Raw genomic sequence first — 23,977 nt, 5'->3', positions numbered from 1 at the left:
ATAATTTGGTTAATTGATTTTTTCAAAGACAGTCTTATTAGCTTTACTAATACTTTTTGAACTACTTGCGTAGTTACTAAATATGACTGATCCTACATTGCTACTATAATTCCAATCAAGTCGTATTCCACCTTGACCTAGTACTTGCTCCAAAAAAATGTTATTGCCTTCTTTCTTGAAGCCAAACACCTTTGACTTGTTGGTACCGAACTCTGACTTCAACAGACTACTACTAATGAACTTACTACTAAACCCATATTCAAACATTCTAGCGATATCTTGCGGTGTACTTAATAGCTCATCACTACGATAAGTATTAACAGTCATACTTTGTAAATCAGTGTCAGTTAGCTTTTCTCTATTTGTATTGTAGTAAGCGACATTTTTTAGAGAAGATCCGAATGAAGTGTTTTTTAGATCCAAATGATCAATTAGTTCACTCTTTACATATTCTTCATATTGACTACCAGAAACTTTTTGAATAATTCCAGAAATCACCAACCCATTAGCAGGTGAGAACTTATACGTTCCAATCAAGCCTGGATCAAATGTTGCGTTACCTGCAACCCAACTAACAAACGAATAAGTTGAGCCGTCTGTGGGTGCATCTACAAGAGTATCTAGACCTGATGTTTGGCTCATCAGTTGTTTAACTGTAATCTGATCAGACCCTGGAACTGAACGATAATACTTTTCAAGTTTATCACTAAGTTTCAATTTTCCTTGATCAACTAAACGTAAAATCAAAAGCGTATTTAATGCTGTTTGAGTTCTACCTATCAAAAACTGGTCACTATCTTTAAATGCTGTTTTATTATCAAAATTACTGTAGCCACGCGAAGCATTTGAAACATCACCATTGCTTGATGTGGCAATAGCTCCATTAACCTTATTGCTGCCCAACACATTTTTTAATTGACTTTCGCTAATTGATTCACCGGATGAATCACGAGATTTCTTATTATTTCCCAATGATATTTTTGACATCTTGGGCAATTGTTGGCCCAAATACTTATGTGCCAACGAGTTCTTATTAACCATTGATAATCCAAAAGCCATACCACCAAAGACAATCAAGGTCCCAATTGTACCAAAGATCCACGTCAATGCTTTTTTCATAAATCGTTCTCCACTTTTTAAAATACTTCTATAACCTAATAACTCTATCATTTCCTTATATTTTATGCAATACAGGGTTGAACGCAAAAAAGCCGCTAAAGCGGTTTATTTAGCGGTTAAAACTGTAATACTTTCAACATGTGGTGTCTGTGGAAATTGGTCAACTGGTTGAATATCGCCCGTAACTTCATATTCATGATCAGAGAATAACTGAATATCACGAACCAGAGTAGCTGGATTACAACTAATATATACAATTTTCTTTGGTTTCATATCAGCAATACTATCAATCACTTCAGGAGCGAGTCCCTTGCGAGGTGGATCAACGAAAACAACATCAGGTTTAAGACCATCAGACTCCCATTTTGCCATCTGGCGTTCAGCCTTATCTGTTATGAACTTAACATTTTCAATATCATTTAGACTTGCATTTAACTTAGCATCTTGAACGGCTTCTTTAACGACTTCAACGCCGTAAACCTTTTTAACATGTTTAGCGACTGCCAATGAAATTGTTCCAATTCCAGAATAAGCATCAACAACTGTTTCATTGCCTTTAAGATCAGCCTTTTCAATAGCTAACTGATAAAGCTTTTCAGTTTGCACTGGGTTTACTTGGTAGAAAGAATGAGCAGAAATCATAAATTTCAATCCCATTAGTTCATCATGAATAACAGCTTCTCCCCAAAGAACATTATCTTTAGGTCCCATTATGACGTTAGTAGGACGTGAATTAATATTTTGAACGATACTTACTACACCATCGATCTTACTAATTTCTTCAACAAGTGCTTTTTGACCTGGAATTGTCATTGTTCTAGTAACCAAAACAACCATGATTTCGTGTGAATAATAGCCACGGCGAACAATTACATTACGTATTACACCTGAATTATTACGTTCATCATAAGCAGTAACGTGGAAACGACGTAATAAATCACGAACTTGCAAGATAACTTTATCAATCACAGGATCCTGAATATAAAAGTCTTCGATTGGAATCAAATCATGACTGTTACGACGGAAGAAACCTGTACTTAATTCTCCTTGAACGTTTCGAACCGGAATTTGGGCCTTATTACGGTATTCCGTTGGATTTTCCATGCCAATGGTTTCATCAACTTTAATATCATCTAAATGATCTTTGTTAAGTAGGTTTTGAATTTGTTGTTGCTTAAATTTCAATTGAGCTAGATATGCCAAATTTTGTAATGGAGCAATTCCAGTTTGAGTATATTCAACCCCACTGCCTTCAACTCGATCTGGACTCTCTTTAATAACTTTAACTACTCTACCAAAAGCATAAGTCTTTTGAACTTTGGTAACACCCATTTCAATTCGTTCACCAGGAAGACTGTTGGCAATAAAGATTGGAAAGTTTTCAATCTTCGCAACACCCATCCCTTGATAAGTTAAATCTTCAATTGTTACTTCATATGTTTTGTTTTTTTCTACTGGTGCAATAAATTTCATATTTTCTCCTGTTGCCTCATGGCTGTTATAACAAACGGATTCACCGTCTTACAGTGAACCCGTTTAGCAATTAATCATCTAAATCTGTTTCATCGTCAGGAATCTGATCAACTTCTTCAGCAAAACGCCGTTCTGCTTCCTGAACTTCTGGATCAGATGCCACAACCGCATCATCTGGCATCTTATCTAGATTAGCATACATTTCAATATGGCGATGTAAATTCTTGAAAGTCATGGGTGCATCCCCACCATACTCACCATCAATATTAACCATAACCCGTTCATCAACCGGTTTTACTTTTACTCTTTTGGCCTTCCGATAAATAATTCTCCTATCATTAACGTGTTTTCCATTCAATGCCTTTGCCATTAAATGAAGTAAGGCTGGTAAATTACCCGGTTTAACGATGATTAATGTGAATTTACCATCGTCTAAGGAAGCATCTGGCACAATTTGTTCAAAACCACCGATGGAATTAGTTAAAGCTAAGAAAAACATTGATGCTTTACCTTTGTACGTTTCACCATCAAACTCAACATCCATATCGACTGGTTTGACACGAGGTAACATCTCAGCCCCTTTAACGAGATAAGCCATATAACCAAAAACACTCTTTAAATTTGAGGGAACATCATAAGTTAATTCGGTCAATAATCCACCAGCTGCAATGTTAATGAAATAATTCTCGCCTGCTTTGCCAATATCCATCTTAAATCGTTGGTCTTTTAAAACAATCTTAGCAGCCTGAACAGGATCTTCGCGTGGAATTCTTAAAGCCCGAGCGTAATCATTTGTTGTACCAGATGGAATAACTGCCATTCTTGGTCGTCGACGTAGTGGTGCAATTCCGTTTACCACTTCATTAATCGTACCATCACCACCAGCTGCAACAACCAAATCAAATCCTTCACGACCCACGCGGCGAGCTTCATTCTTAGCAGAATCCGGTTCAGGAGTTGTTGCAAAGGCACTGGTTTCATAACCCGCTTCTTCAAAGACCGCCAAGATTTCAACTAAATTTTGTTTAATTGCTTCCCGCCCAGAAGTGGGATTATAGATAACTCGCGCACGTTTTGCCATGCTACATTTCCTCCAAATTTATAACTCTAACGAACTTTTAGTTCTTTCATTAATAACTGATTAACAACTTTAGGATTAGCTTGTCCTTTAGTTTGTTTCATAATTTGTCCAATTAAGAAGCCAACTGCACGATCTTTACCGTTCTTAAAGTCTTCGACTGATTGACTATTATCATCAACAATCGACTTGATGATTGGATTCAATTTATCAGGATCTGATAGTTGAATTAAGCCCTTAGCTTTAACCCATGCACTTGGTTCCTCGCCATCAGTAATAGCTTTGAAAACCTTTTTAGCAATCTTAGATGAAATCGTATCATCACTAATCATCTTAACCATTGTTGCAAGATTGGTAGGTGTAATCTTAGTATCTTGAAGATCAACTTTTTGATCATTTAGATATGCGTTAACGTCACCCATTAGGTAGTTCGCTGTCAATTTAGGATCAGCACCTTCAGCGATGGCTTCTTCAAAGAAATCTGACATTTCTTTAGTTTGTGTTAGAACCATTGCATCATAGTCTGAAAGCTTCAATTCATTAACATAGCGTTCGCGACGTTTACCTGGCATTTCAGGCATTGCTTCTTGAACACTATTTAACCAGTTATCGTCAATAGTTACAACAGGAACATCTGGTTCAGGGAAATAACGATAGTCATCAGCGCCTTCTTTAACACGCATTAGAATTGTTTCCCCAGATGCTTCATCAAAACGACGAGTTTCTGGGCGAACTTGACCACCAGACAAAAGAATCTTTTGTTGACGTTTTTCTTCGAAGGCTAAACCTTTACGAACAAAGTTAAATGAGTTCAAATTTTTAAGTTCAGCCTTTGTACCAAATTTATCAGAACCAATTGGACGAATTGAAATATTAACGTCCACACGCATTGATCCTTCTTCCATCTTAACATCGGAAATTCCGGTAAATTGAATTCGTTGACGCAAAGCTTCTAGATAAGCATATGCTTCGTCAGGAGATTCAATATCTGGTTTAGAAACAATTTCAATTAATGGTGTACCCTGACGGTTTAAATCCACATAAGAATAGCCATTTGGATTATGTGTATTCTTACCAGCATCTTCTTCCACGTGCATTTCTGCAATTCCAACTTTTTTCTTCTTACCATCAACGTCAATTTCAATCCAGCCATCTTTACCAATTGGTGTAACTGATTGAGTGATTTGATAAGCTTTCGGATTATCAGGATAGAAGTAATTTTTACGATCAAAGTGGTTCTCACGGGTTACCTCAGCATGTAAAGCAATGGCTGCCTTCATACCGGCTTCAATAACACCTTTGTTTGTTTGTGGTAAAACACCAGGATAACCCCAATCAATAACATTGGTATTAGCATTTGCGTCGTCACCAAATTCAGCTGGTGAAGGACTAAAAATTTTAGAATTAGTTTTCAATTCAATATGGACTTCAAGTCCAATTGTCGTTTTAAAATTCATTAGTTTTGTCCTCCTTGTCCTGGAACCTCTTTATGAAAATCAGTTGCATCTTCAAATGCAGATCCAGCTTGATACATTGTTTCTTCATCAAATGGTTTAGCAATGATTTGGAGACCAATTGGCATTCCGTCGCTAAATCCAGCTGGTAATGACATGGCTGGTAATCCTGCTAAATTCAATGGAATTGTTAGGATATCATTCATATACATCGTTGTTGGATCAGCCGTTTCTGCTCCAAGCTTAAATGCTGGTGTTGGAGCTGTTGGTCCAATAATGAAATCATGTTCTTTGAAGATTTCTTTAAAATCATTAATCAATAAAGTACGTACTTGTGCGGCTTTCTTGAAGTAAGCGTCAAAGAACCCTGCAGATAGTGAGTATGTTCCTAGCATAATACGACGTTTAACTTCATCACCAAAACCTTCTGAACGAGTTTTTACATAAACATCTTCTAATGATTTAACATCTTCCGCACGGTAACCGTAACGAATCCCATCGAATCTTTGTAAATTAGATGAAGCTTCTGAAGAACCAATAATATAATAAGCAGCTACACCATATTTACTATGTGGAAGAGAAACTTCGTCAACAGTTGCTCCAAGTTTCTTAAATATTTCGGCTGCATCTAAGACCGATTTCTTAACATCAGCATCGATTCCTTCACCCAAGTACTCCTTAGGTAAGGCAACTTTCATTCCAGTTAAATCTTGACCAATTTTTGCAGCAAAGTTATCAACTGGTTGGTCTGAGCTAGTCATATCGCGATCATCTTTACCTGCAATAATATTTAGTAAAGCGGCATTATCACGTACTGATCGAGTTAAAGGACCAATTTGGTCTAAACTAGATCCAAATGCAATTAAACCATAACGAGATACACGACCATAAGTTGGCTTAACACCAACAATTCCCGTAAATGAAGCTGGTTGGCGAATTGAACCACCAGTATCGGAACCTAATGAGGCTAACACTTCTCCAGCAGAAACAGTTGTTGCTGAACCACCTGATGATCCACCAGGAACTTTAGTATGGTCCCAAGGGTTCTTAGTAGCACCGAAGAATGACGTTTCTGTTGAGCCACCCATTGCGAACTCGTCCATGTTAGTCTTACCAATAATTACGACATCATTAGCTTTAAGTTTTTCTACGACGTTTGCGTCATAAATTGGTGTGAAGTTTTCAAGCATCTTTGAAGCAGCCGTTGTTTTAAGATCTTTGGTTACAATATTATCTTTAACGGCAACTGGAATTCCAGCCCATAAGTTATCAGCATTAATACCTTTTTCATCAATTGCCTTTGCTTGTGCTAATGCACCGTCGCGATCAACAGTAACGTAAGCATTAAGTTCCTTTTGGTCAGACTCAATCTGATCGAGAGTATCTTTTACCAATTCTGTAACTGTCATTTCTTTACTAACAAGTTTTTGATGAAGTTCTTCAAGTGAAGTATCAAAATAATTCATTATTAACCTTCCTCGCTTTCATCAATAATAGCTGGTACACGGATAAATCCGTTTTCTGTATCAGGTGCATTCTTTAATAGTTCTTCTTTTTGATGAGCATTAACAGCAACATCTTCACGCATTGTATTAATTTGGTCTGTCACACTAAAAGTTGGCTCAACACCATCTGTATCAACTTCATTTAATGTGTTAACAAGGTCTAAGATATCACCAAACTGATCAGTAAATTTATTCAAGTCTTGATCATTAAATTTTAACTTAGCTAATCCAGCAACGTGTTCAACGTCGCTAGCACTAATTTGTTTATTCTCTGACATTTCATTTCCTCCTAGTAACTAGTAAAGATGTGACTATAGTAGCTCTTCTCGTTTGCATTCTTAGTCAAGAACGATTGCACACCTTCTGTAGATTGAATTGTGATATCAATATTAACACCACTTGGTAAGAACTTTTGGGCTTGTTCATTTACGAACTGTGTAAAGCTGTTAATTTCTGTTTCACTATAGAACTGGGTCGTGATATTGACTTTCATGCCTTGCATCGTTTTACCCTTGTATTGTGCCTGTGCAGTAACTCCACTCAGGTTAGGGAAGAAGCTCTGAATCTGATCTTTAAAGTTTTCAAATGCACTTGCGTCATTACTGTTAGGTACTGATTCACCATTCTTTTCTGGTAAGACATAGTTTTGATAGTCCATTGTCTTCCAACTTGATAGTGAAGCGCCCTTGTTAACTGAGTACATTAGGTAATTACCACCAGTTAGGCTATCGTTAGAAGCCTGCTTGTATATTCCAATCGCAATTGGGATATCTTTGAGCTGAGATCTTTGTCTCAATCTAGCTAAAACAGTCTGAGCCATTATCTTAGCCTGTGCTTTAATATCGGCGTCAGATATCTTTGTTTCAAATTGAGCACCATATTGTTCTTTGCGATAATAATCTACCGAGTTCATCGCAAGTCCAATTGTCATACCCTTAATCTTTAACTTATTGCCAGACTTTTCCATGTAATCCTGTTCTTCCATAGCTTGAAGATAGATTGGATTACGTTTAGTTGGACTCTTAGACCCGTTATCTTTTGGATTAAGCCCCTCTGGATTGTCTTTTGACTTACGATCCAACCATTTTTGAACTGTATCGGAACTTAAATTTTGTCCCTCTTGGAAAACATACTTACTAGGCGCAAAAACAGGTTTGGAAATGCTTTGTAGACCATTTTCGAAGCTCTTAACATTATTTATATTTCCATTCTGTCCCGCTGTTAATCCCCGTGACGTACTGGTTACATAGTGTCCATTTTTAATGGTTCCGGCATATTGACTACCTGATGCTTGCCCTGTCACTTGATAAGTACTTTTTTTATTTTGTTTCCCCGTTGTACTATCAGTCTTTTGAATATTAGAATTATTTAGATTTCCACAGGCTGCCAAACTCAATCCCGTTGTCAACACTGCTAATCCGAGTACCAACTTTTTACCTAAATTCATATTAGACTCCTTATAACGCATCTATATTTGCATACCACACTATTATACAACTTACGCGACTTAACTCCATGAGAGTTTTTCTATAACTAGTCCGTAATTTTTTTAATTGGTGCAAAAGCTGCTAAGAGACGTTTAACACCTTGTTCAGGAAAAGCAATATCCAACTCCGCATCTTCACCCTTACCTGTCACCTTAACCACTGTACCAGTACCCCAAGCCTTATGTTCAACTTTGTCTCCGGCAACCCATAACTTCTTATCAGCACCAGATCCAGTATTATCACTAATCACTGTGGAACGTGTTGCTCGAACTGTCGTTGCTGTGGCGCGCTGCATCTTATTATCAAATGGATACTCGGTTGATGTAGAGCCAGAACGCTTCTTGCCAAAGTAGTCACGTTGACTCTGATCAACCGCATTTTCACTGTGAAGATATTCATCCCCAATTTCAGCGATAAATCTTGATGGCATATTATTTTGAACTTTACCATATAGCATTCTTGAAAATGCATTTGTGATATACAACTTCTTCTGTGCACGCGTTATTCCAACATAAGCTAATCGACGTTCCTCTTCCAATTGATCTTGATCTAGCATTGAACGTGAAAGTGGGAAAATACCATCTTCCATCCCAACTAAGAATACCACTGGAAATTCAAGTCCTTTAGCAGCATGCAAAGTCATCAACGTAACTTGCGAAGGTTCTTCTTCAACATCATCCTGATCGGATACTAATGCCAAATCAGCAAGAAAGTCCACTAATTTAGTAACGCCTTCTGTTTCACTAGTATCTTCATCATTTTCAATTCGATCGTCGAATTGCTTCGTAACCGTTAAAAATTCATCAATATTTTCTAGTCTTGATTCCGATTCCAATGTCTTAGAATCTTGCAAACTTTTACGATAACCAGTTTGATCTAATGTTGCATCTGTTAATTCCGTAATGGATACAAACTCTGCCATCTTCTGCAAATCCGTAATCTTCTTCGCAAAAGCTTCGATTGAGTTTCTTGCTCGACTAGAAATACCATTCGCAATTTGTACATTTTGAGCTGCCTGTAATAACGACCAACCATTTTCATCAGCAAACGATTGCAATTTAGCTAAGGATGTTCCACCAATGCCACGCTTAGGTTCGTTAATAACTCGTTCAAAACTCATTGAGTCCTCGGGATTAGCTATCAATGTCAAATAGCTTAAAACATCCCGAATTTCTTTTCGGTCATAAAACTTATGACCACCAACCATAGTGTACGGAATGTTAGCTTTCAGAAAAACATCTTCAACTGCTCGTGACTGAGCGTTAGTTCGATACAGAACTGCAAAATCACCATAACCATAATTATTAGACTGCATTTGGTCACGAATTTGTTGAACAATATAATGAACTTCATCAGTACCGGTCTGACCACGATAATAAGAGATTTGTTCTCCTTCATTATTATCAGTCCAGAGTTCCTTGGGCTTACGTTCTATATTGTTATTAATAACATTATTGGCAGCACCCAAGATATTCTTAGTAGAACGATAATTTTGTTCCAGCATAACGGTCGTCGCATTAGGATAATCATTTTCAAAATTAAGAATATTTTTCATGTCAGCACCACGCCAACCGTAAATACTCTGATCGGAATCCCCAACTACACAAATGTTTTGATATTTTTTAGCTAACATTGTAACTAATTGATATTGGGCTTGATTAGTATCTTGATATTCATCGACATGAATATAGTGAAATTTATCTTGATAATACTGTAGTGTTTCTGGATTATCTTGAAATAGGCTAATTGTCTTCATGATTAAATCATCGAAGTCTAACGCCTGATTAGCTTTTAAACGACGTTGATATTCATCATATATATCAGCAATAACCGCTTCAAAAGGTGTTGTGGCATTTTCACGATAGTCTGCAGGTGTCAATAAATCATTCTTAGCATTTGAAATTGCACCTAAAACTGACCGCGGATCGAACTTTTTAGGGTCATAATTCAGGTCTGCTAAGATATGCTTTACTAAAGTTCGTTGCTCACTAGGATCTGCAATTGAAAAAGCACGATTGTATCCAATCTTATCAATATTTTGTCTCAAAATTCTGACACAAAGTGCGTGAAATGTAGAAACCCAGATATCACGACCAGATTCATCCAATAAGCCCGTAACACGTTCTCGCATTTCACGTGCAGCCTTATTAGTAAACGTAATCGCCAAAACATTCCATGGATTAACTTTTTTTTCTTCAATGAGATAAGCTACTCGATGAGTTAAAACTCGTGTCTTACCACTACCAGCACCAGCCATAATTAACAATGGTCCTTCAGTACTTTGCACAGCTTCTTTTTGTTTGTCATTTAAGCCTTTTAATAAATCTGCATCTGCCACGTTATCTGTCCCTCTCCATTTATAACCTTTACAATCAAAAAGAGCCTTGGATATTTAGTTCCATGGCTCAATCAAATCAGTCCTTTTTACCATACATCTGTATTATCAATTTGTTCTTGTAAAGCGGAAATATTGTCGCCTTCTGCCAATACATATCCAATCCGTTTTGGATCCCGTTTATTAGTGATTCGAGGATAGAATTTAAAGTGCCAATTATCCTTGATTAACCACTGAGTTCGGATTTGAGGTAATTGTTCTTCATTCAAATTCAACATAATTGATGGCTCAATCAAACGAATATCAATCATTCTCATTCCAGTTAAGGCCCTCAATAGTTCTTCGTAAACCGACACATTAGTTGCCGTATCAAAAACGTTATGTGAACGGTGAATACTAGGAATTAATCTTTTAAGTGTAATTCCGTTTTTATTTACGTAGAAAACCACTGAAAAAATACCAGCATAGTTAACATTATTAGAAATTCGACTTGTAGATTCGACGATTCTGTTCTGTTGATCAGAACTAAGCTGAACCGGTACACGAGTTTCTTTCAAATGATTATCTTGATAAATATTCTCAACCATTGGGAAAAACTTTTCACGACCATCGATATTTTTAACCACTGTAATTGAAATTTCACGACTATCTTGATCCCATGGCTCCAGTAAATATGTACCATGGTTAAGTAAACTATTAGCCTTTGGAATATCAAGTTGACGTTCAATTAACATTTTTTGCTCATGTAATGGATCCTTTAAAATTGGCTTAAGCATACTTGGATAACCCATATCCTGAATAGCCTCATAAATGTCATCTAAACCAACTATCGTCGCATGTGTAGTGACAGAGACACCCATTTGTTGTAGGGCTGCCTTTTCAACTACTCGATCTTGAGCCATTTCTAGTAAATCGGTGCCTTGCGGAACAGAAGTATAACGACTGATATAGTTTAACGTTGCTAAATCCACTTTTTCTGACTCATAAATAACGATCTTACATCTTTCAGCAAAACTACGAAGTTTATCAGCATCTTTTAAACTGCCAATCATGCCAAAGTCTGCGTAACGAGCCATATCATTAACTTCAGTAGTAGTGTATGTAACAACTCTAAATCCCATGGATCTTGCAGTTACAACTAGTTGAGCACCACCAAAGCCCTCACCAATAATACCAATGGTGTCACCAGGATAAATTATTTGTTTTTGTGTTTGTACTTCATTAGTCACTGTTATTCATCCCATCATCTTAATTTTCAAATTCAACTTGGCCATCATCAGTTAACTTACTGATCCGAGCTAATGCTTCCAACCGCACGTTATGTTGTTCAATAAGTTTGCGACCTTTTTGGAAAGTTTTCTCAATAACAATTCCGACGCCAACAACATCAATCTTTGCTGCATCAGCAATATCAAACAATCCTGAAACGGCTTGTCCATTAGCTAAAAAGTCATCGATAATTAGTATCTTATCCTGATCATTGATGAATCTCTTTGCAATCGAAATCGTGTTACTCGTCTGTTTTGTATATGAATAGACATCTGCTGTAAACATATCATCGGTAAGTGTTAAGCTCTTATGTTTTCTTGCAAATACTACTGGTACATCCATTGCTAAACCAGCCATAACTGCAGGAGCAATTCCTGAAGACTCAACTGTTAGTATTTTTGTAACTCCTAAATCACCGAATAGTCGCTTAAATTCTTTACCGACTTCGTACATCAACTTTGGATCAACTTGATGATTTAAAAAACTATCAACCTTTAAAACATTATTGGGTAAAACAATACCCTCTTTTTTAATCTTGTCTTCTAATAACTTCAAAATTGATCCCCCCACGTTTTATTTATCATATTGATTTAATTGATACTGTTCAATTAGCCGAGTTAGTTTTTGTGGATAACCCGGATCAGTCGCGTATCCCGCATTATATAAAGCGACAGCGGCTTGCTTATAGTTGCTACTTTGTAAAACTTTCTGATACTGATTAGGATTCCAATTAGTACCGTTAACTAAAAGTAATGAATGATCCCGCATTGATTCCTGCCACGACCGATAGACTCTGAAACTATCGGTAATCGTAATCCACTTACCATTCACAAATTCCTGCGTCTTCATGTACTTACTAGGCTGGCTTGTATTTCCCTTAATACCATAATAATTATTATAGTTTTTTGAAAGACCACTCTGGCCCCAATTAGATTCTAAAATTGCCTGAGCAATCGAGATACTAGCTAACACATTGTATTGTCGCTGCATCTGTTCCGCGTATGGAGCAATAGTCTTTATAAACTTTTTGTGTTGCTGAATCGTTGGATCAATTTGTTCTGTGTTTGGAGTTGATATTTGCTTGCTAGAAAGATACTGTGCACCCAAAGCCAATACCAAACTAACTCCCAAAACGACCCCGATAACGTTGGATAATTGGAGTTGACCACGCCGATAAAAAAAATTGTTTTTCGTCTTTCTTTTCTTTGTTGCCAAGTAGTTCTCCTCCGAGTTTTGCATTCTTATTAAGTTTACCCGAATCACAAAAAAAATCATAGTCTTAAGACCATGATTTTAAACTTCTTTATGTTATTTATTTTGTCCAAACTTTGTATATCTTAACAGTGGTGTAGAAATCAATGGAGCAATAATACCAGCCGCAATTGCTTCAGGTATTCCGTTTGTCCCAGCAACAGCTAAAACGTATGGTAAAAGAGCTGGAATATTAATCTTATTAAGCTCAGTGGAGCCACCATGGAAAAATAAATATATCAATCCCAAAACCAGAACTGTATTTACTAATGAACCGATCACTGCACTAATTACCATAGCGAGTTGACGTTGCATTGAACGTTTTGATAAAAATACCATGATATACCCAGCAATAAGCCCTACTAAAATTCGGGGTAAAACTGATATCAGTGGATTCTTCATCACAATGTTACCCAAAACACTGGACGTTAAAGTCCATGCTCGAATTAAATCTACGATTCCCCACAATCCACCGACAATAGCACCATCCCGTGGTCCCATGACTATTCCAGCAATAATTACGGTAATGTGAATCGTAGTAACTTCAAGCGGTCCGACCGGAATATATCCTAAGAGCGGAACATAATTTTGAATAATAATAATTGCAAAAAACAAAGCCATAATTGTTAAACGTCTTGTACTATTTTTTGAATTCATTTTTTCATCCTCAATTACTACAAATAAAGTTTACTTTATTATATCATGAAGGAGTAGTTTGAAAGGAGTTCTTAAACTTGAAAAACATTTATATTGCCGATCAAATTGCTCCAAGTATTCGAACAAATTTGCCAACCGATGGCGTTCAATATTGGGACAGTTCAAACATCACCCCTGAAACAGAATCTAAGATTGATATTGTTTGGGGATCGGACCAAAAATTACAAGCTATGTTAAAACAACCTAATCAAATTAAATGGATTCAATCATATAGTGCTGGTGTGGATTACTTTCCACTGGAAACACTCAAACAACAGAATATCGCTTTGACTAATACTAGTGGAATTCATTCTGAATCAATTGCAGAATCTGTTGCTATGTACGCACTCTACTTTAGTCGTCAAATGGAACAAATTAATAAAATGCGACAAGCATCAGATTGGAGTTTACATCCCTCTATGGATTCTCTACAAACTTTGTCAAAAATGAATTGGCTAATTTTTGGAACAGGACATATCGGTTCACAGATTGCTAAAATTGCTCAGGCATTTGGTGGACATACAATTGGTGTTAATCATTCCGGTCATGCAGCTGAATACTTTAATCAAAATATTTCGATTTCTGATTACAATTTATTAGCACCTACAGCAGATATCGTAGTTAATATTCTTCCATTGACTACTGAGACTACCCACTTCTATAATTATGACTTTTTCCAACAGTTCAAGCATTTATTCTTGTTTATCAACGTTGGACGAGGCAAATCAGTTCACACTGAAGCATTACAGCAAGCAATTCATAATGGTAATGTTGATCATGCAGCTTTGGACGTTTTTGAAACAGAACCCCTCCCTCAAGACAGTATTTTATGGAGTGAACCTAATATTCTCATAACTCCACACAACTCTGCGGTAAGCCACAACCTAAATCACGATGCTCAAACCATCTTTATTGAGAACCTACGCAAATATCTAAATCAAGAATACTTAACAAATGAAGTTGATTTAATTAAAGGATATTAAAAAACTGCCATCTCTGGCAGTTTTTATTTTGTTCTTAATTTACTATTACGATAACCATAGAATCCATAAATCAAAAGTCCGACAATTTGCCATAGAAGAAATGCGCCCCATGTGATAGGTCTTAATAAGAGCATTAGTCCAACACAACAAATAAACGAAATGATTGGTAATACTGGATAAAATGGTACTTCAAAAGCACGTGGTAAATCCTTAAATTCTGGATCTTGTCTCAAGAACACAACACCAATTGAAACTAGTGAAAAAGCAAACAACGTTCCGATATTAACTAATTCAGCAATTTTATCCAATGGAATTAATCCCGCAAAGATAGCTCCGACTACACCAAAAATCCAGGTATTGGCTACTGGCACATGCGTTTTAGGATTAAGTTTGTGCAAACTCTTTGGCAAAAGTCCATCTCGACTAATAGCAAAGATAAGTCGTGTTCCACCATATGACATAACGAGCAGAACAGTTGTCATCCCCACAACCGCACCCAATGATACGATGCCAGCCAACCAATTTTGATGCGTTAATGCTAGTGCCATAGCAACAGGATCCGCAACATTCAAATGCTTATAATTTACCACTCCAACTAATACTGTAGCCAGTCCAATATATAGAATTGATGAAATAATCAATGAACTAACAATTCCAATTGGCATATCTCGTTTAGGATTTTTAACTTCTTCAGATGCTGCTGAAACAGCATCAAAGCCGATATAAGCATAAAAAGCTACGGCAGCACCACTTAATACCCCCAGACCGCCAAATGGAAGAAATGGATTATAATTTGCGGGCTTAACAAATCTCACTGCAGCTAGAACAAATAATAAAATAACAGCGATTTTGATAATAACCATAATATTATTGACTCGAGCTGACTCGCGAACACCTTTGGTTAGGAAATATGAAACCAACAGTGTAACAATAATGGCGATTAAGTTAATTCCCGCATGTGGTGCTCCAACAGTCCCAAACGAAGCTTGTAAAAACTCTGGTAGTTTTAACCCAAATCCAGCTAAAAGATTTTGGAAGTATGCCGACCAAGCCACGGCCACTGAAGAAACCGCAAATAAATATTCAGAGATTAAAGCCCAACCTAAAACCCAGGCTAGTAATTCTCCAAAAACAGCATAAATATATGTATAAGCACTTCCAGCTAACGGTATGGTGGAAGAAAACTCTGAATAACACAATGCTGCCAGAGCACAGACCACTGCAGCTAATAGAAATGACAACGTCACCCCTGGGCCGGCCTTTGTAGCGGCAATAATACCAGGTGTAATAAAAATTCCTGATCCAACAACCGCCCCTACTCCCATCATCGTTAATCCAAAAGCAGATAATGATTTTTCTAATCCTGTTTTCTTAAATAAGTCTGTATTAATTTGCTTACGAGCAAATAAACCTGTGTTATTCTTATTTGTCATATAAACCTCTTTTGAATGATTTAAAATTAAGAATTGATGATAAAATCATAAAGGGTTTTAATATTTTTGTCAAATTTATGATTAATTGTATTTTCTAATAACTAAAAAAGCTTCAGAGAGAAAACTCTCCGGAACCAGATAACCAATACTATGAAACTTTAGAAAAACAAAAATCTTCTTTTCTTCTTAGTTTTAACGTCTGATACTTTCTTAATTGAATCCGTATTAACATCTTCGCCATTCACAATACTTTTGGCATTATTTTCAAAACGTTGAACTGCATCCATCCCCAAGTCCTTATCAATTCGACCAAACGCCTCTTTCATAAGGAATCTTCTTCCTTCAAAGTTATGGGCATCTGATGCAATAATGAACCCTAAATCGGCAGTTGCTATCTTTTGAGTTAGCTTTTCAACCTTCTCACCAAAGATACCTAACAAACTACTACTTGTAAGTTGAGACAAACATCCTTGTTCGATAAAGTCGTATAACTTATCCGGATCCTTTTGAAATCCATGATTTCTCTCAGGATGGGCAATCACAGGTGTAATGCCTCGTGATAACAAATCAAATATCATATTTTCAGTATATTCCGGTATTCCGCTATGTGGCAATTCCAGCAACAAGTATCTATTATCTGCATCTAAGAACAAAATATCATCATCATCGATTGCTTGCATAAGCTCACCAGTCAAATGAACTTCTTGTCCAGGAAATACGGTGAGTGGAATCTGGTGTTTATCTAATTCATTTTGAAAATCCTGAGTTTTTTTAATAACATCTTTTTTATGATTAGTATAGGTACCATCCATGTGATGCGGTGTGACAACTATATGTGAAATACCTTGTTCAACTGCGACTCTAGCCAACCGTAACGACATTTCCATATCTTTTGAGCCATCATCAACACCTGGTAATATATGACAATGCAAATCAATTAATCCCATTATTATCATCCATTCTATATTGATTGGCTTAGCAACCAGAATTTTTAATCAACAGTATTTTATAACTATCATTCAAATAACTGCTGTTTATGTATCGCCTATGTACAATAATTACGTTATCATCTTATATTATTTTATGCAATATTGAGGTAAAATATTGAACCAAATCATTCCTAAAATTTAGAAACACACTTAAAAAGAGACTAGAGTCTCTTTTTATGATTATGTTTTATTTGACCTTAGTTTGAACATCATAATACTGTTCTTGATTGTCCATTTCATACATAGAATCATTTGATACTTCAAAGGTTGTAACGTTCAATTTATCAAAATTATCTGTCGGAATATTATCCCAATACAACTTGGAATTGTCCAATTGGTCGGGAGTTAAGTACTGATCGAATAACAACTTAATTACATTAGCGTCTTCTTGACTCCAATAAGAAACTCCAGTCATTGTTGGAACTTGGCCACTGCTAGTATCCATTCGAATAACTTTTCCTTCATTATTCGTAACCGGATACCACTCTTCATCTCCGTTAGTACGAATCTTAGTAACATATGTACTTTGCTGAAATGTTTCAAAAATATTTTTATTCATAACGGTATCACCATCAATTACAAGGCTATCACCGAATGAATCTAATCCAAAGCTAAACGTATACATGCTATTGTATTCCCTGTACTTAGGATTGACCTTGATTTTAACACCTGGATATTTATCCACTAGATAGTTAAATTTTTCTGCTAGGTATCCAGTAATGATTAAAATATCACTAATACCCTTTTCGTTAAGCATAGTTAAAGTTCTTTCTAAATTTGGTACCCCATTTATAGGCAATAAGGATTTAGGCGTATTTTTTGTCATTTCTTTAAATCGACTACCTAAACCTGCCGCCATAATAATTGCATTCATTTTATTCACTCCCGTTTGAATTTACTTATCTGTTCCATAAAATCCTGTGGTTTACCAGCAGTCAAAACGCATCCTAAAATAATAATAATGGCGATAACTATCTTCAAAATGGAAAAGTCACTTCCCGCAAAGAAACCAAATACAACCGTCCACGCAGAGAAACTAATATTTAGCCCCATCGCGATTGTTGGGCCGATATACTTAATGGAACGATAATACATTAAATATGAAATACTTCCTGCTAAAGCAGTTATTGCAATTAATAGAATTGTTGGTTGATTCATTAATGTATTAAGCACCAATCGATATCCTTTAAAAAGAGGTAAAATGACAACCAAATAAACTATTGCTGAAGTCATTTGTCTAATTTGTAAGGCAATATCGGGAAGCATTTCCCTCATCCCAAATGATGAAATAACAGATTCACTACCCCAACCGACCACACACATAATTGCAAAAGCGAATCCAATCATACTATTTTGATTGCCTCCGCCAGAAACAGTTCCTAATACGATTGTTGCAGCCACCGTTAATGTCAGTCCAAAGATTCCCAATCGATTTAATCGTTCTTTTAGGAAAATTCGTCCTAATAATGCCCCAAAAGCTGGATATGCGGCTGAGATAATTGCAGTATTTCCTGCACCAATATAATGAATGGCTTGTACATAACCAGTCATTCCTAAAGGGCCACCAAAAATGGCCGCCAACATAACCACATAAGCTCCACGAGTCTTAAACGAACTGAAGAATAATTTCAAATTCTTTTGAAAACCAGTATATATCAAAAGCCAAATAGTTGAGCAAAAATCATGAAGAAACGTAGCAACTAGTGGTGCAATGATGACGTAATTTTTTAACGGAGACATCGCTAAGACTATTCCAATAAGAACAGTATCAATTCCCCAGAGCATACCGCCTAATAATCCAAAAGCATCACCTTTTAAAGAATACTCCGTATTATTTTTCATTTTCGAGAATTCCTTCCATCACAGATACTCCTCGCTTATAACGATTGATACCATAATCACCAAAATCCTCGCCAGCTGATTCCTTTGCAACTGTCCATGTACTCCATAGAATATCCTGTAAAACTTTAAATATCTGTAGCTTTGTTATTTCACTTTCCTTAGGATTTCTGCCGAAGTATTTCACTAAAAATTCACGTTCTTCTGTATCATTCAATTCACTCTCATTGCACAAAGCTGCCAAATCCCAGAATGGATCGTTCATACCAGAATATTCCCAATCAATTAAATAAAGACGTCCCGTTGAACTACGAATAAAGTTTTCTGCCACTAAATCATTATGACAGGGCTGACTTTCTAGTCCATATTTATTTTTTAATAAATCAACTAATTTTAAAACATTTGATTTATTTTGTTCATAGTTAGGATAGAAAGATGCATTTTGTTCTTCAACAAGATCCTCATACTCTTTCCACTCTTTCAAAAAAATAAATGAATTTTCAAAAGTAATATCTGCATTGTGTAATTCATTCAAGGTATGAGCAATATCAGCAAGATTATTACTTATTTTCACCATTCTTGAAGATAAAGTTACACCATTATGAACGGATTCCGTAATTTTAATTCCAGTTTGATCATTTATATAAATCGTTTTAACATTCAATCCAAGATCACTGGCTGTTTTAGCATTCTTTGTTTCATTTTTCCGATTAATCATTACTTCTGTCCATTTACCAGGAATTCTTATAAAGTAATTCTTATCATCAAATTCTACTTCATAATTAGTATTGGTCATTCCACCTGCAAATGTAACTTTTTTAATACTGTTTGAATCAATTTTCAGGGCCTTAACAATTTGTTCCTTCGCATAGGCGATTTGATTATCCATTTCATTTCGCTTAATTAAAGGAAGTGTGTAGCTTTTAGCTTTGGAGAGTTCCTTCTGGTTATCTAAATCTACCCATGCTGCATTACTCATTAATACACACTTAACCTCAAACGAGGTACCAACCTGTTGTAATAGATATTCATAGTTTAACCAAGGATTTTGATTTTGTTCATAGATATCAAACATACGATTTAGGACACTAACTGATATTTTACTAATTCCAATCATTTCAGCCGATAATCTATTCATTTGCCGAATGTCCTTAGAGATTTTAATCAAATTATTCTGATTATCAAAGTCAACAAAGGCTTCATCACCACTACCTCGAATACTTGTTGTAATAATTCCATCTGTAAAGCCACTGTCCATCAATGCTTCAACAATCATTCTTTCATAAACTAGATCACCATCAATAACCAAGGTATTTTGCTTCACGACATTTTTAATTAAAGCCAATGACGCCATTGTACCAGTTTCTTCATATTGGCTGTTTTCCAAGAAATGTATATTCTGGTTAGCTAGATGAGCTTTTACTTCATTCGCTTGATACCCTAAAACGACATAAATATCAGAAATACCCACATAGTTCAATATACTAATAGTCCGATCTATAGGTGTTTCTCCATTAATTGGCAGTAAACAAGCCGGCATTTCAAAGTCTTGCGCTTTACCTGCCGCTAAGATAACTGCTGTAGTAACTTTATTGTTATCTGCAGGTTTCAATAAGGTTTCTTTTTCCGTAATTAATGTTGAAGCAACTTCATTAATTCCGACTTCAGTTAACTCATAATGATTACCTTCTGTAGATATCAAACCTTTTTGAATAGCCTCCCTAATCTGAGAGTTGACTGTTCCGAGAGAAATATGTAATTCATTTGCTAAATCTCTCTGCGTAAAACTAGACTTATTATTAATCATTTTTAACAATGGGTATATTTTAATCATTTTTTATTCTCCTTCAAAAGCCAAGCACGTGATGTTCAATAATTGAACATCACGTGTTTTAGTGTATCACTAGTATAAACTAACAACAAGTTCAGTAAGCACCTAAATCATATTTACTTGTAATTAGTAATCATAAGTGATAAAACTACGTTGTTAAAAATAATTCTATATAGTTGGAGGAACTAAATATGACCACACTAACAAACGATATGAAAGACTTTTTCAAAAATGATTTAGCGTATATTGCAACTGTTGACGAACAAGGAACGCCAGACATTGGACCTAAGATGAGTTTACGCGTGCTAGACGATCAACACTTAATCTATAACGAAATGACTGCAAAACAAACTCTCCGTAACATTCAAGCAAATGGAAAGGCAATTGTAGCTGTTGCCGATTTACCAACAATGAAAGGATATCGTTTTGCAGGTTCAGCCAAGGTTTATACCGATGGAGAATATTTCGACAACGCTTTGGAATGGGCTAAACAAGGTCACCCAGCTCCCAAGGCCGCTGTAGTGATTACCATTGAAAAAATCTGGACACTTGATGCTGGTCCTAAAGCTGGAGAACTATATACAGAGTAACAATAATAAATCTGGATACGAAAAAAGGACTTCCGATTGGAAGTCCTTTTTGATTCGCAAAAATCGTAATATTAACGTTTTGAGAATTGAGCTGCCTTACGAGCCTTTTTAAGACCGTATTTCTTACGTTCCTTCATACGAGGGTCACGTGTTAATAGACCAGCTTTTTTAAGTGGTGCACGGAAGTCAGGATCAACGTCGAGCAATGCACGAGCGATACCATGACGGATTGCGCCAGCTTGTCCAGAGAAACCACCACCATTAACGTTAGCAATAACGTCATAGTTGTCATTTGTTTCTGTTGCGTCGAATGGTTGTAAAACAACCTGACGTAAGTTAGCAAATGGAATGTAGTTTTCGATTGGATGATCATTTACAGTGATTTTACCGGTTCCCGGTACAAGACGTACACGAGCAACGGAGTTTTTACGACGACCTGTGCCGCGATATTGTGCTTCAGCCAAAATTCAGTTCCTCCTTAGATTAAGTTCGTGATGTCAAGCTTTTCTGGGTTTTGAGCTTGATTTTCATGTTCAGGACCAGCATATACGTGTAACTTCATGCCCATCTTACGTCCCAATGTGTTATGTGGGAGCATACCCTTAACAGACTTTTCAATTAAACGTTCTGGTGTCTTTTCACGCATTTCACCAGCAGTCTTTTGTTTCAAACCACCTGGATGTAATGTATGGTGATAGTAAATCTTATCTGTAGCCTTACGACCTGTTAGTTTTACCTTTTCAGCATTAACGACGATGACAAAGTCACCTGTATCAACGTTAGGTGTAAATGTTGGTTTGTTCTTACCGCGTAAAATAGAAGCAACTGTAGATGCAAGACGTCCCAAAGAGATATCTGTAGCATCAACGACATACCATTTACGTTCTACTTCACCTGGTTTAGCCAAATATGTTGTACGCACTTGAATTTCCTCCAATTTCTGTTTTGTTTAACTCAACTTTAAATAAGTTTCCGGGGCTTACTTTGTGGAGGTAAACAATACCAAATATCATTATATTAACTAACTACACTAAAGTCAATTGTTTCTGGCGATTTCTAATAATAAACTTGTTTAAGATAAAGCCCACTAGCTGGTGCAGTTCCACGCGCTTGATTACGATCCTTCACTTCGAATAATCTTGGAATATCATCTACAGGCCGCCTTTTACTGCCAATCTCAATTAGTACTGCAACCATTATGCGAACCATGTTATATAAAAAGCCGCTACCGTAAAACTCAAAAACAATTTCATTTGAGTCTTCATCAAGTCTAGCACTAGCCTCGTAAATAGTACGTACATGATCTTTCACTGTACTACCAGAGGCAACAAAGCTAGAAAAGTCATGCTCCCCTTCTAAATCTGTAATAGCTTGTTGGATCAATTTAATATCAATCGGAAACTTCCAGTGACCTGTATAGTTCCTTTTGAAAGGATTTACAAATTCACCTAAGGCCAATCGATACTCATAACGCTTACCTTTAGTATTAAAACGAGCATGAAAATCATCTGGAACAATTTCTACCTGTAAGACCTCAACATCTAGTGGTAAAAGACTATTTAAAGCATGGAGCATGTTTGTTTCGGTCATTTGTATTGATAAATCAAAATGAATTACTTGTCCCAATGCATGAACACCAGCGTCAGTTCTCCCAGATCCGAAAATATCAATACTAGGTTCTGGGTCTTTAGCAATTTTGTTAACTGCTCTTGAAATAACATCTTCAATAGTTCGCTGATTTGGTTGGTGCTGAAAACCAGCAAAGTTAGTACCGTCATAGGCAACTATTATTTTATAACGCATGTTTAACCCCAAACTCTCATCAAAATAATTAAAATACTAAATGCAATCATAATTAGAGCAGCCACCCAATCCATTCGTTGAAGTTGTAGCACACGATAGCGACTGCGACCTTCGCCACCACGATATCCACGTGCTTCCATTGCAACTGCTAACTCATCGGCTCTCCCAAATGCGCTCTCAAATAATGGAATTAAAATTGCAATCAACTTCTTAATCCTTGTCCACAAAGATCCATGACTGAAATCAGCTCCTCTTGAGCGTTGAGCATTCATAATGCGTTCCGTTTCATCAATCAGGGTCGGAACAAATCTCAAAGCAATCGACAACATCAATGCCAACTCATACACAGGGAAATGAAATCTTTTAAGAGGCATCAATAGCGACTCAATCGCTCCAGATATTTCTAGTGGTGATGTCGATAACGTTAATACCGTAGATACTAACACAATCAGAATAAATCGAATTGCTAGATAGACAGCATTTAGCAACCCCTGACTAGTTACAGTTATAATCCCATATTTAAAGTAAACATGTCCCCCAACTCCAAACAGAATTTGAATTAACATGGTTAGGAGAATGACACTAATAATTGGTTTGACACCGTCCCAAAAGTACTTGATTGGTATCTGAGAGCCTACAATCCAAAAAAGTGCCCCTAGAAAGAGAATTCCATACATTAACCACGAGTTGGCAAAGAACACCGTTATGATATACAAAAAACTCAAGACAATTTTCATACGAGGATCCATTCGATGAATAAACGAATGTCCCGGTAAATATCTACCAAGTAGTATTTTATTCATTGTTAACCACCACCTCGTATATTTAAAATATATATTCTA

Annotated in this window: 23 protein-coding genes; 2 read left to right on the top strand and 21 right to left on the bottom strand. The window is 36.3% G+C overall.

The window, feature by feature from the left end:
- Positions 1-9: 9 nt before the first annotated feature.
- From IV88_RS06690 to IV88_RS06635, 12 genes are all read right to left on the bottom strand, one after another.
- Positions 10-1,119: a serine hydrolase domain-containing protein gene (locus IV88_RS06690; protein WP_057800016.1), complete on the bottom strand. Its 1,110-nt coding sequence runs from the start codon at positions 1,117-1,119 to the stop codon at positions 10-12.
- A gap of 105 nt (positions 1,120-1,224) precedes the next feature.
- Positions 1,225-2,592: a 23S rRNA (uracil(1939)-C(5))-methyltransferase RlmD gene (gene rlmD, locus IV88_RS06685; protein WP_057800014.1), complete on the bottom strand. Its 1,368-nt coding sequence runs from the start codon at positions 2,590-2,592 to the stop codon at positions 1,225-1,227.
- A 70-nt stretch (positions 2,593-2,662) separates the two neighbouring features.
- Positions 2,663-3,673 (bottom strand): diacylglycerol kinase, encoded by a 1,011-nt coding sequence (locus IV88_RS06680; RefSeq protein WP_057800012.1) that lies wholly within the window; start codon positions 3,671-3,673, stop codon positions 2,663-2,665.
- Between the two features lie 26 nt (positions 3,674-3,699).
- Entirely contained in the window at positions 3,700-5,127 is a 1,428-nt protein-coding gene (gene gatB / locus IV88_RS06675) for an Asp-tRNA(Asn)/Glu-tRNA(Gln) amidotransferase subunit GatB (RefSeq protein WP_057800010.1), read from the bottom strand.
- Complete coding sequence (gatA, locus tag IV88_RS06670; RefSeq protein ID WP_057800008.1) at positions 5,127-6,590, bottom strand: Asp-tRNA(Asn)/Glu-tRNA(Gln) amidotransferase subunit GatA; 1,464 nt, start codon at positions 6,588-6,590, stop codon at positions 5,127-5,129. The genes gatB and gatA overlap by 1 nt, the downstream gene beginning before the upstream one ends.
- 2 nt (positions 6,591-6,592) lie before the next feature.
- Complete coding sequence (gene gatC, locus IV88_RS06665; protein ID WP_057800006.1) at positions 6,593-6,907, bottom strand: Asp-tRNA(Asn)/Glu-tRNA(Gln) amidotransferase subunit GatC; 315 nt, start codon at positions 6,905-6,907, stop codon at positions 6,593-6,595.
- Between the two features lie 11 nt (positions 6,908-6,918).
- The gene (locus tag IV88_RS06660; protein WP_057800004.1) at positions 6,919-8,076 is read right to left on the bottom strand and encodes a CamS family sex pheromone protein; all 1,158 of its coding nucleotides are present in this window, start codon (positions 8,074-8,076) and stop codon (positions 6,919-6,921) included.
- Positions 8,077-8,162: 86 nt separating this feature from the next.
- The gene (gene pcrA / locus IV88_RS06655; protein WP_057800002.1) at positions 8,163-10,454 is read right to left on the bottom strand and encodes a DNA helicase PcrA; all 2,292 of its coding nucleotides are present in this window, start codon (positions 10,452-10,454) and stop codon (positions 8,163-8,165) included.
- An 86-nt stretch (positions 10,455-10,540) separates the two neighbouring features.
- Positions 10,541-11,680 (bottom strand): ATP-grasp domain-containing protein, encoded by a 1,140-nt coding sequence (locus IV88_RS06650; RefSeq protein ID WP_057800000.1) that lies wholly within the window; start codon positions 11,678-11,680, stop codon positions 10,541-10,543.
- Between the two features lie 19 nt (positions 11,681-11,699).
- Entirely contained in the window at positions 11,700-12,275 is a 576-nt protein-coding gene (locus IV88_RS06645) for a xanthine phosphoribosyltransferase (protein WP_057799997.1), read from the bottom strand.
- Positions 12,276-12,293: 18 nt separating this feature from the next.
- The gene (locus IV88_RS06640; protein WP_057799996.1) at positions 12,294-12,935 is read right to left on the bottom strand and encodes a glycoside hydrolase family 73 protein; all 642 of its coding nucleotides are present in this window, start codon (positions 12,933-12,935) and stop codon (positions 12,294-12,296) included.
- 93 nt (positions 12,936-13,028) lie between these two features.
- Positions 13,029-13,628, bottom strand: coding sequence for an ECF transporter S component (locus IV88_RS06635; RefSeq protein ID WP_057799994.1), 600 nt, complete (start codon positions 13,626-13,628; stop codon positions 13,029-13,031).
- 77 nt (positions 13,629-13,705) lie between these two features.
- On the opposite strand from IV88_RS06635, the gene IV88_RS06630 reads away from it, so the two are divergent.
- Positions 13,706-14,650 carry an NAD(P)-dependent oxidoreductase gene (locus IV88_RS06630; RefSeq protein ID WP_210726806.1) on the top strand — a complete coding sequence of 315 codons (945 nt, stop codon included), beginning with the start codon at positions 13,706-13,708 and terminating at the stop codon, positions 14,648-14,650.
- Positions 14,651-14,673: 23 nt separating this feature from the next.
- On the opposite strand, the gene IV88_RS06625 is transcribed toward IV88_RS06630, so the two are convergent.
- From IV88_RS06625 to IV88_RS06605, 5 genes are all read right to left on the bottom strand, one after another.
- Positions 14,674-16,083, bottom strand: a complete 1,410-nt coding sequence (locus IV88_RS06625) for an APC family permease (protein ID WP_057799992.1) — start codon at positions 16,081-16,083, stop codon at positions 14,674-14,676.
- Positions 16,084-16,241: 158 nt separating this feature from the next.
- Positions 16,242-17,030, bottom strand: a complete 789-nt coding sequence (locus tag IV88_RS06620) for a tyrosine-protein phosphatase (RefSeq protein WP_057799990.1) — start codon at positions 17,028-17,030, stop codon at positions 16,242-16,244.
- Between the two features lie 229 nt (positions 17,031-17,259).
- Positions 17,260-17,946 (bottom strand): NTP transferase domain-containing protein, encoded by a 687-nt coding sequence (locus IV88_RS06615; protein WP_057799988.1) that lies wholly within the window; start codon positions 17,944-17,946, stop codon positions 17,260-17,262.
- Between the two features lie 5 nt (positions 17,947-17,951).
- Positions 17,952-18,914, bottom strand: a complete 963-nt coding sequence (locus IV88_RS06610) for a DMT family transporter (RefSeq protein WP_057799986.1) — start codon at positions 18,912-18,914, stop codon at positions 17,952-17,954.
- Positions 18,904-20,745: a phosphotransferase gene (locus tag IV88_RS06605; RefSeq protein WP_057799984.1), complete on the bottom strand. Its 1,842-nt coding sequence runs from the start codon at positions 20,743-20,745 to the stop codon at positions 18,904-18,906. The genes IV88_RS06610 and IV88_RS06605 overlap by 11 nt, the downstream gene beginning before the upstream one ends.
- 188 nt (positions 20,746-20,933) lie before the next feature.
- Between IV88_RS06605 and IV88_RS06600 the strand changes: the two genes are divergently transcribed.
- Positions 20,934-21,332, top strand: a complete 399-nt coding sequence (locus tag IV88_RS06600; protein WP_057799982.1) for a pyridoxamine 5'-phosphate oxidase family protein — start codon at positions 20,934-20,936, stop codon at positions 21,330-21,332.
- 71 nt (positions 21,333-21,403) lie between these two features.
- Here IV88_RS06600 and rpsI read toward each other — a convergent pair whose 3' ends face one another.
- The 4 genes from rpsI to IV88_RS06580 all read right to left on the bottom strand — a co-directional run bounded on the left by rpsI (position 21,404) and on the right by IV88_RS06580 (position 23,938).
- Positions 21,404-21,796 (bottom strand): 30S ribosomal protein S9, encoded by a 393-nt coding sequence (gene rpsI, locus IV88_RS06595; RefSeq protein WP_057799980.1) that lies wholly within the window; start codon positions 21,794-21,796, stop codon positions 21,404-21,406.
- A gap of 14 nt (positions 21,797-21,810) precedes the next feature.
- A complete protein-coding gene (gene rplM / locus IV88_RS06590) occupies positions 21,811-22,254 on the bottom strand; it encodes a 50S ribosomal protein L13 (protein ID WP_057799978.1) in 444 nt (147 codons plus the stop codon).
- Positions 22,255-22,388: 134 nt separating this feature from the next.
- On the bottom strand, positions 22,389-23,135 hold the full coding sequence (truA, locus tag IV88_RS06585; RefSeq protein WP_057799976.1) for a tRNA pseudouridine(38-40) synthase TruA: 747 nt from the start codon (positions 23,133-23,135) through the stop codon (positions 22,389-22,391).
- Between the two features lie 2 nt (positions 23,136-23,137).
- The gene (locus tag IV88_RS06580; RefSeq protein WP_057799974.1) at positions 23,138-23,938 is read right to left on the bottom strand and encodes an energy-coupling factor transporter transmembrane component T family protein; all 801 of its coding nucleotides are present in this window, start codon (positions 23,936-23,938) and stop codon (positions 23,138-23,140) included.
- Positions 23,939-23,977: the final 39 nt, after the last annotated feature.

The organism is Pediococcus argentinicus, assembly GCF_001437605.1.
Classification (GTDB): domain Bacteria; phylum Bacillota; class Bacilli; order Lactobacillales; family Lactobacillaceae; genus Pediococcus; species Pediococcus argentinicus.
The sequence above is the reverse complement of the archived record's forward strand: the minus strand, read 5'-3'. Positions and strand labels throughout refer to the sequence as shown.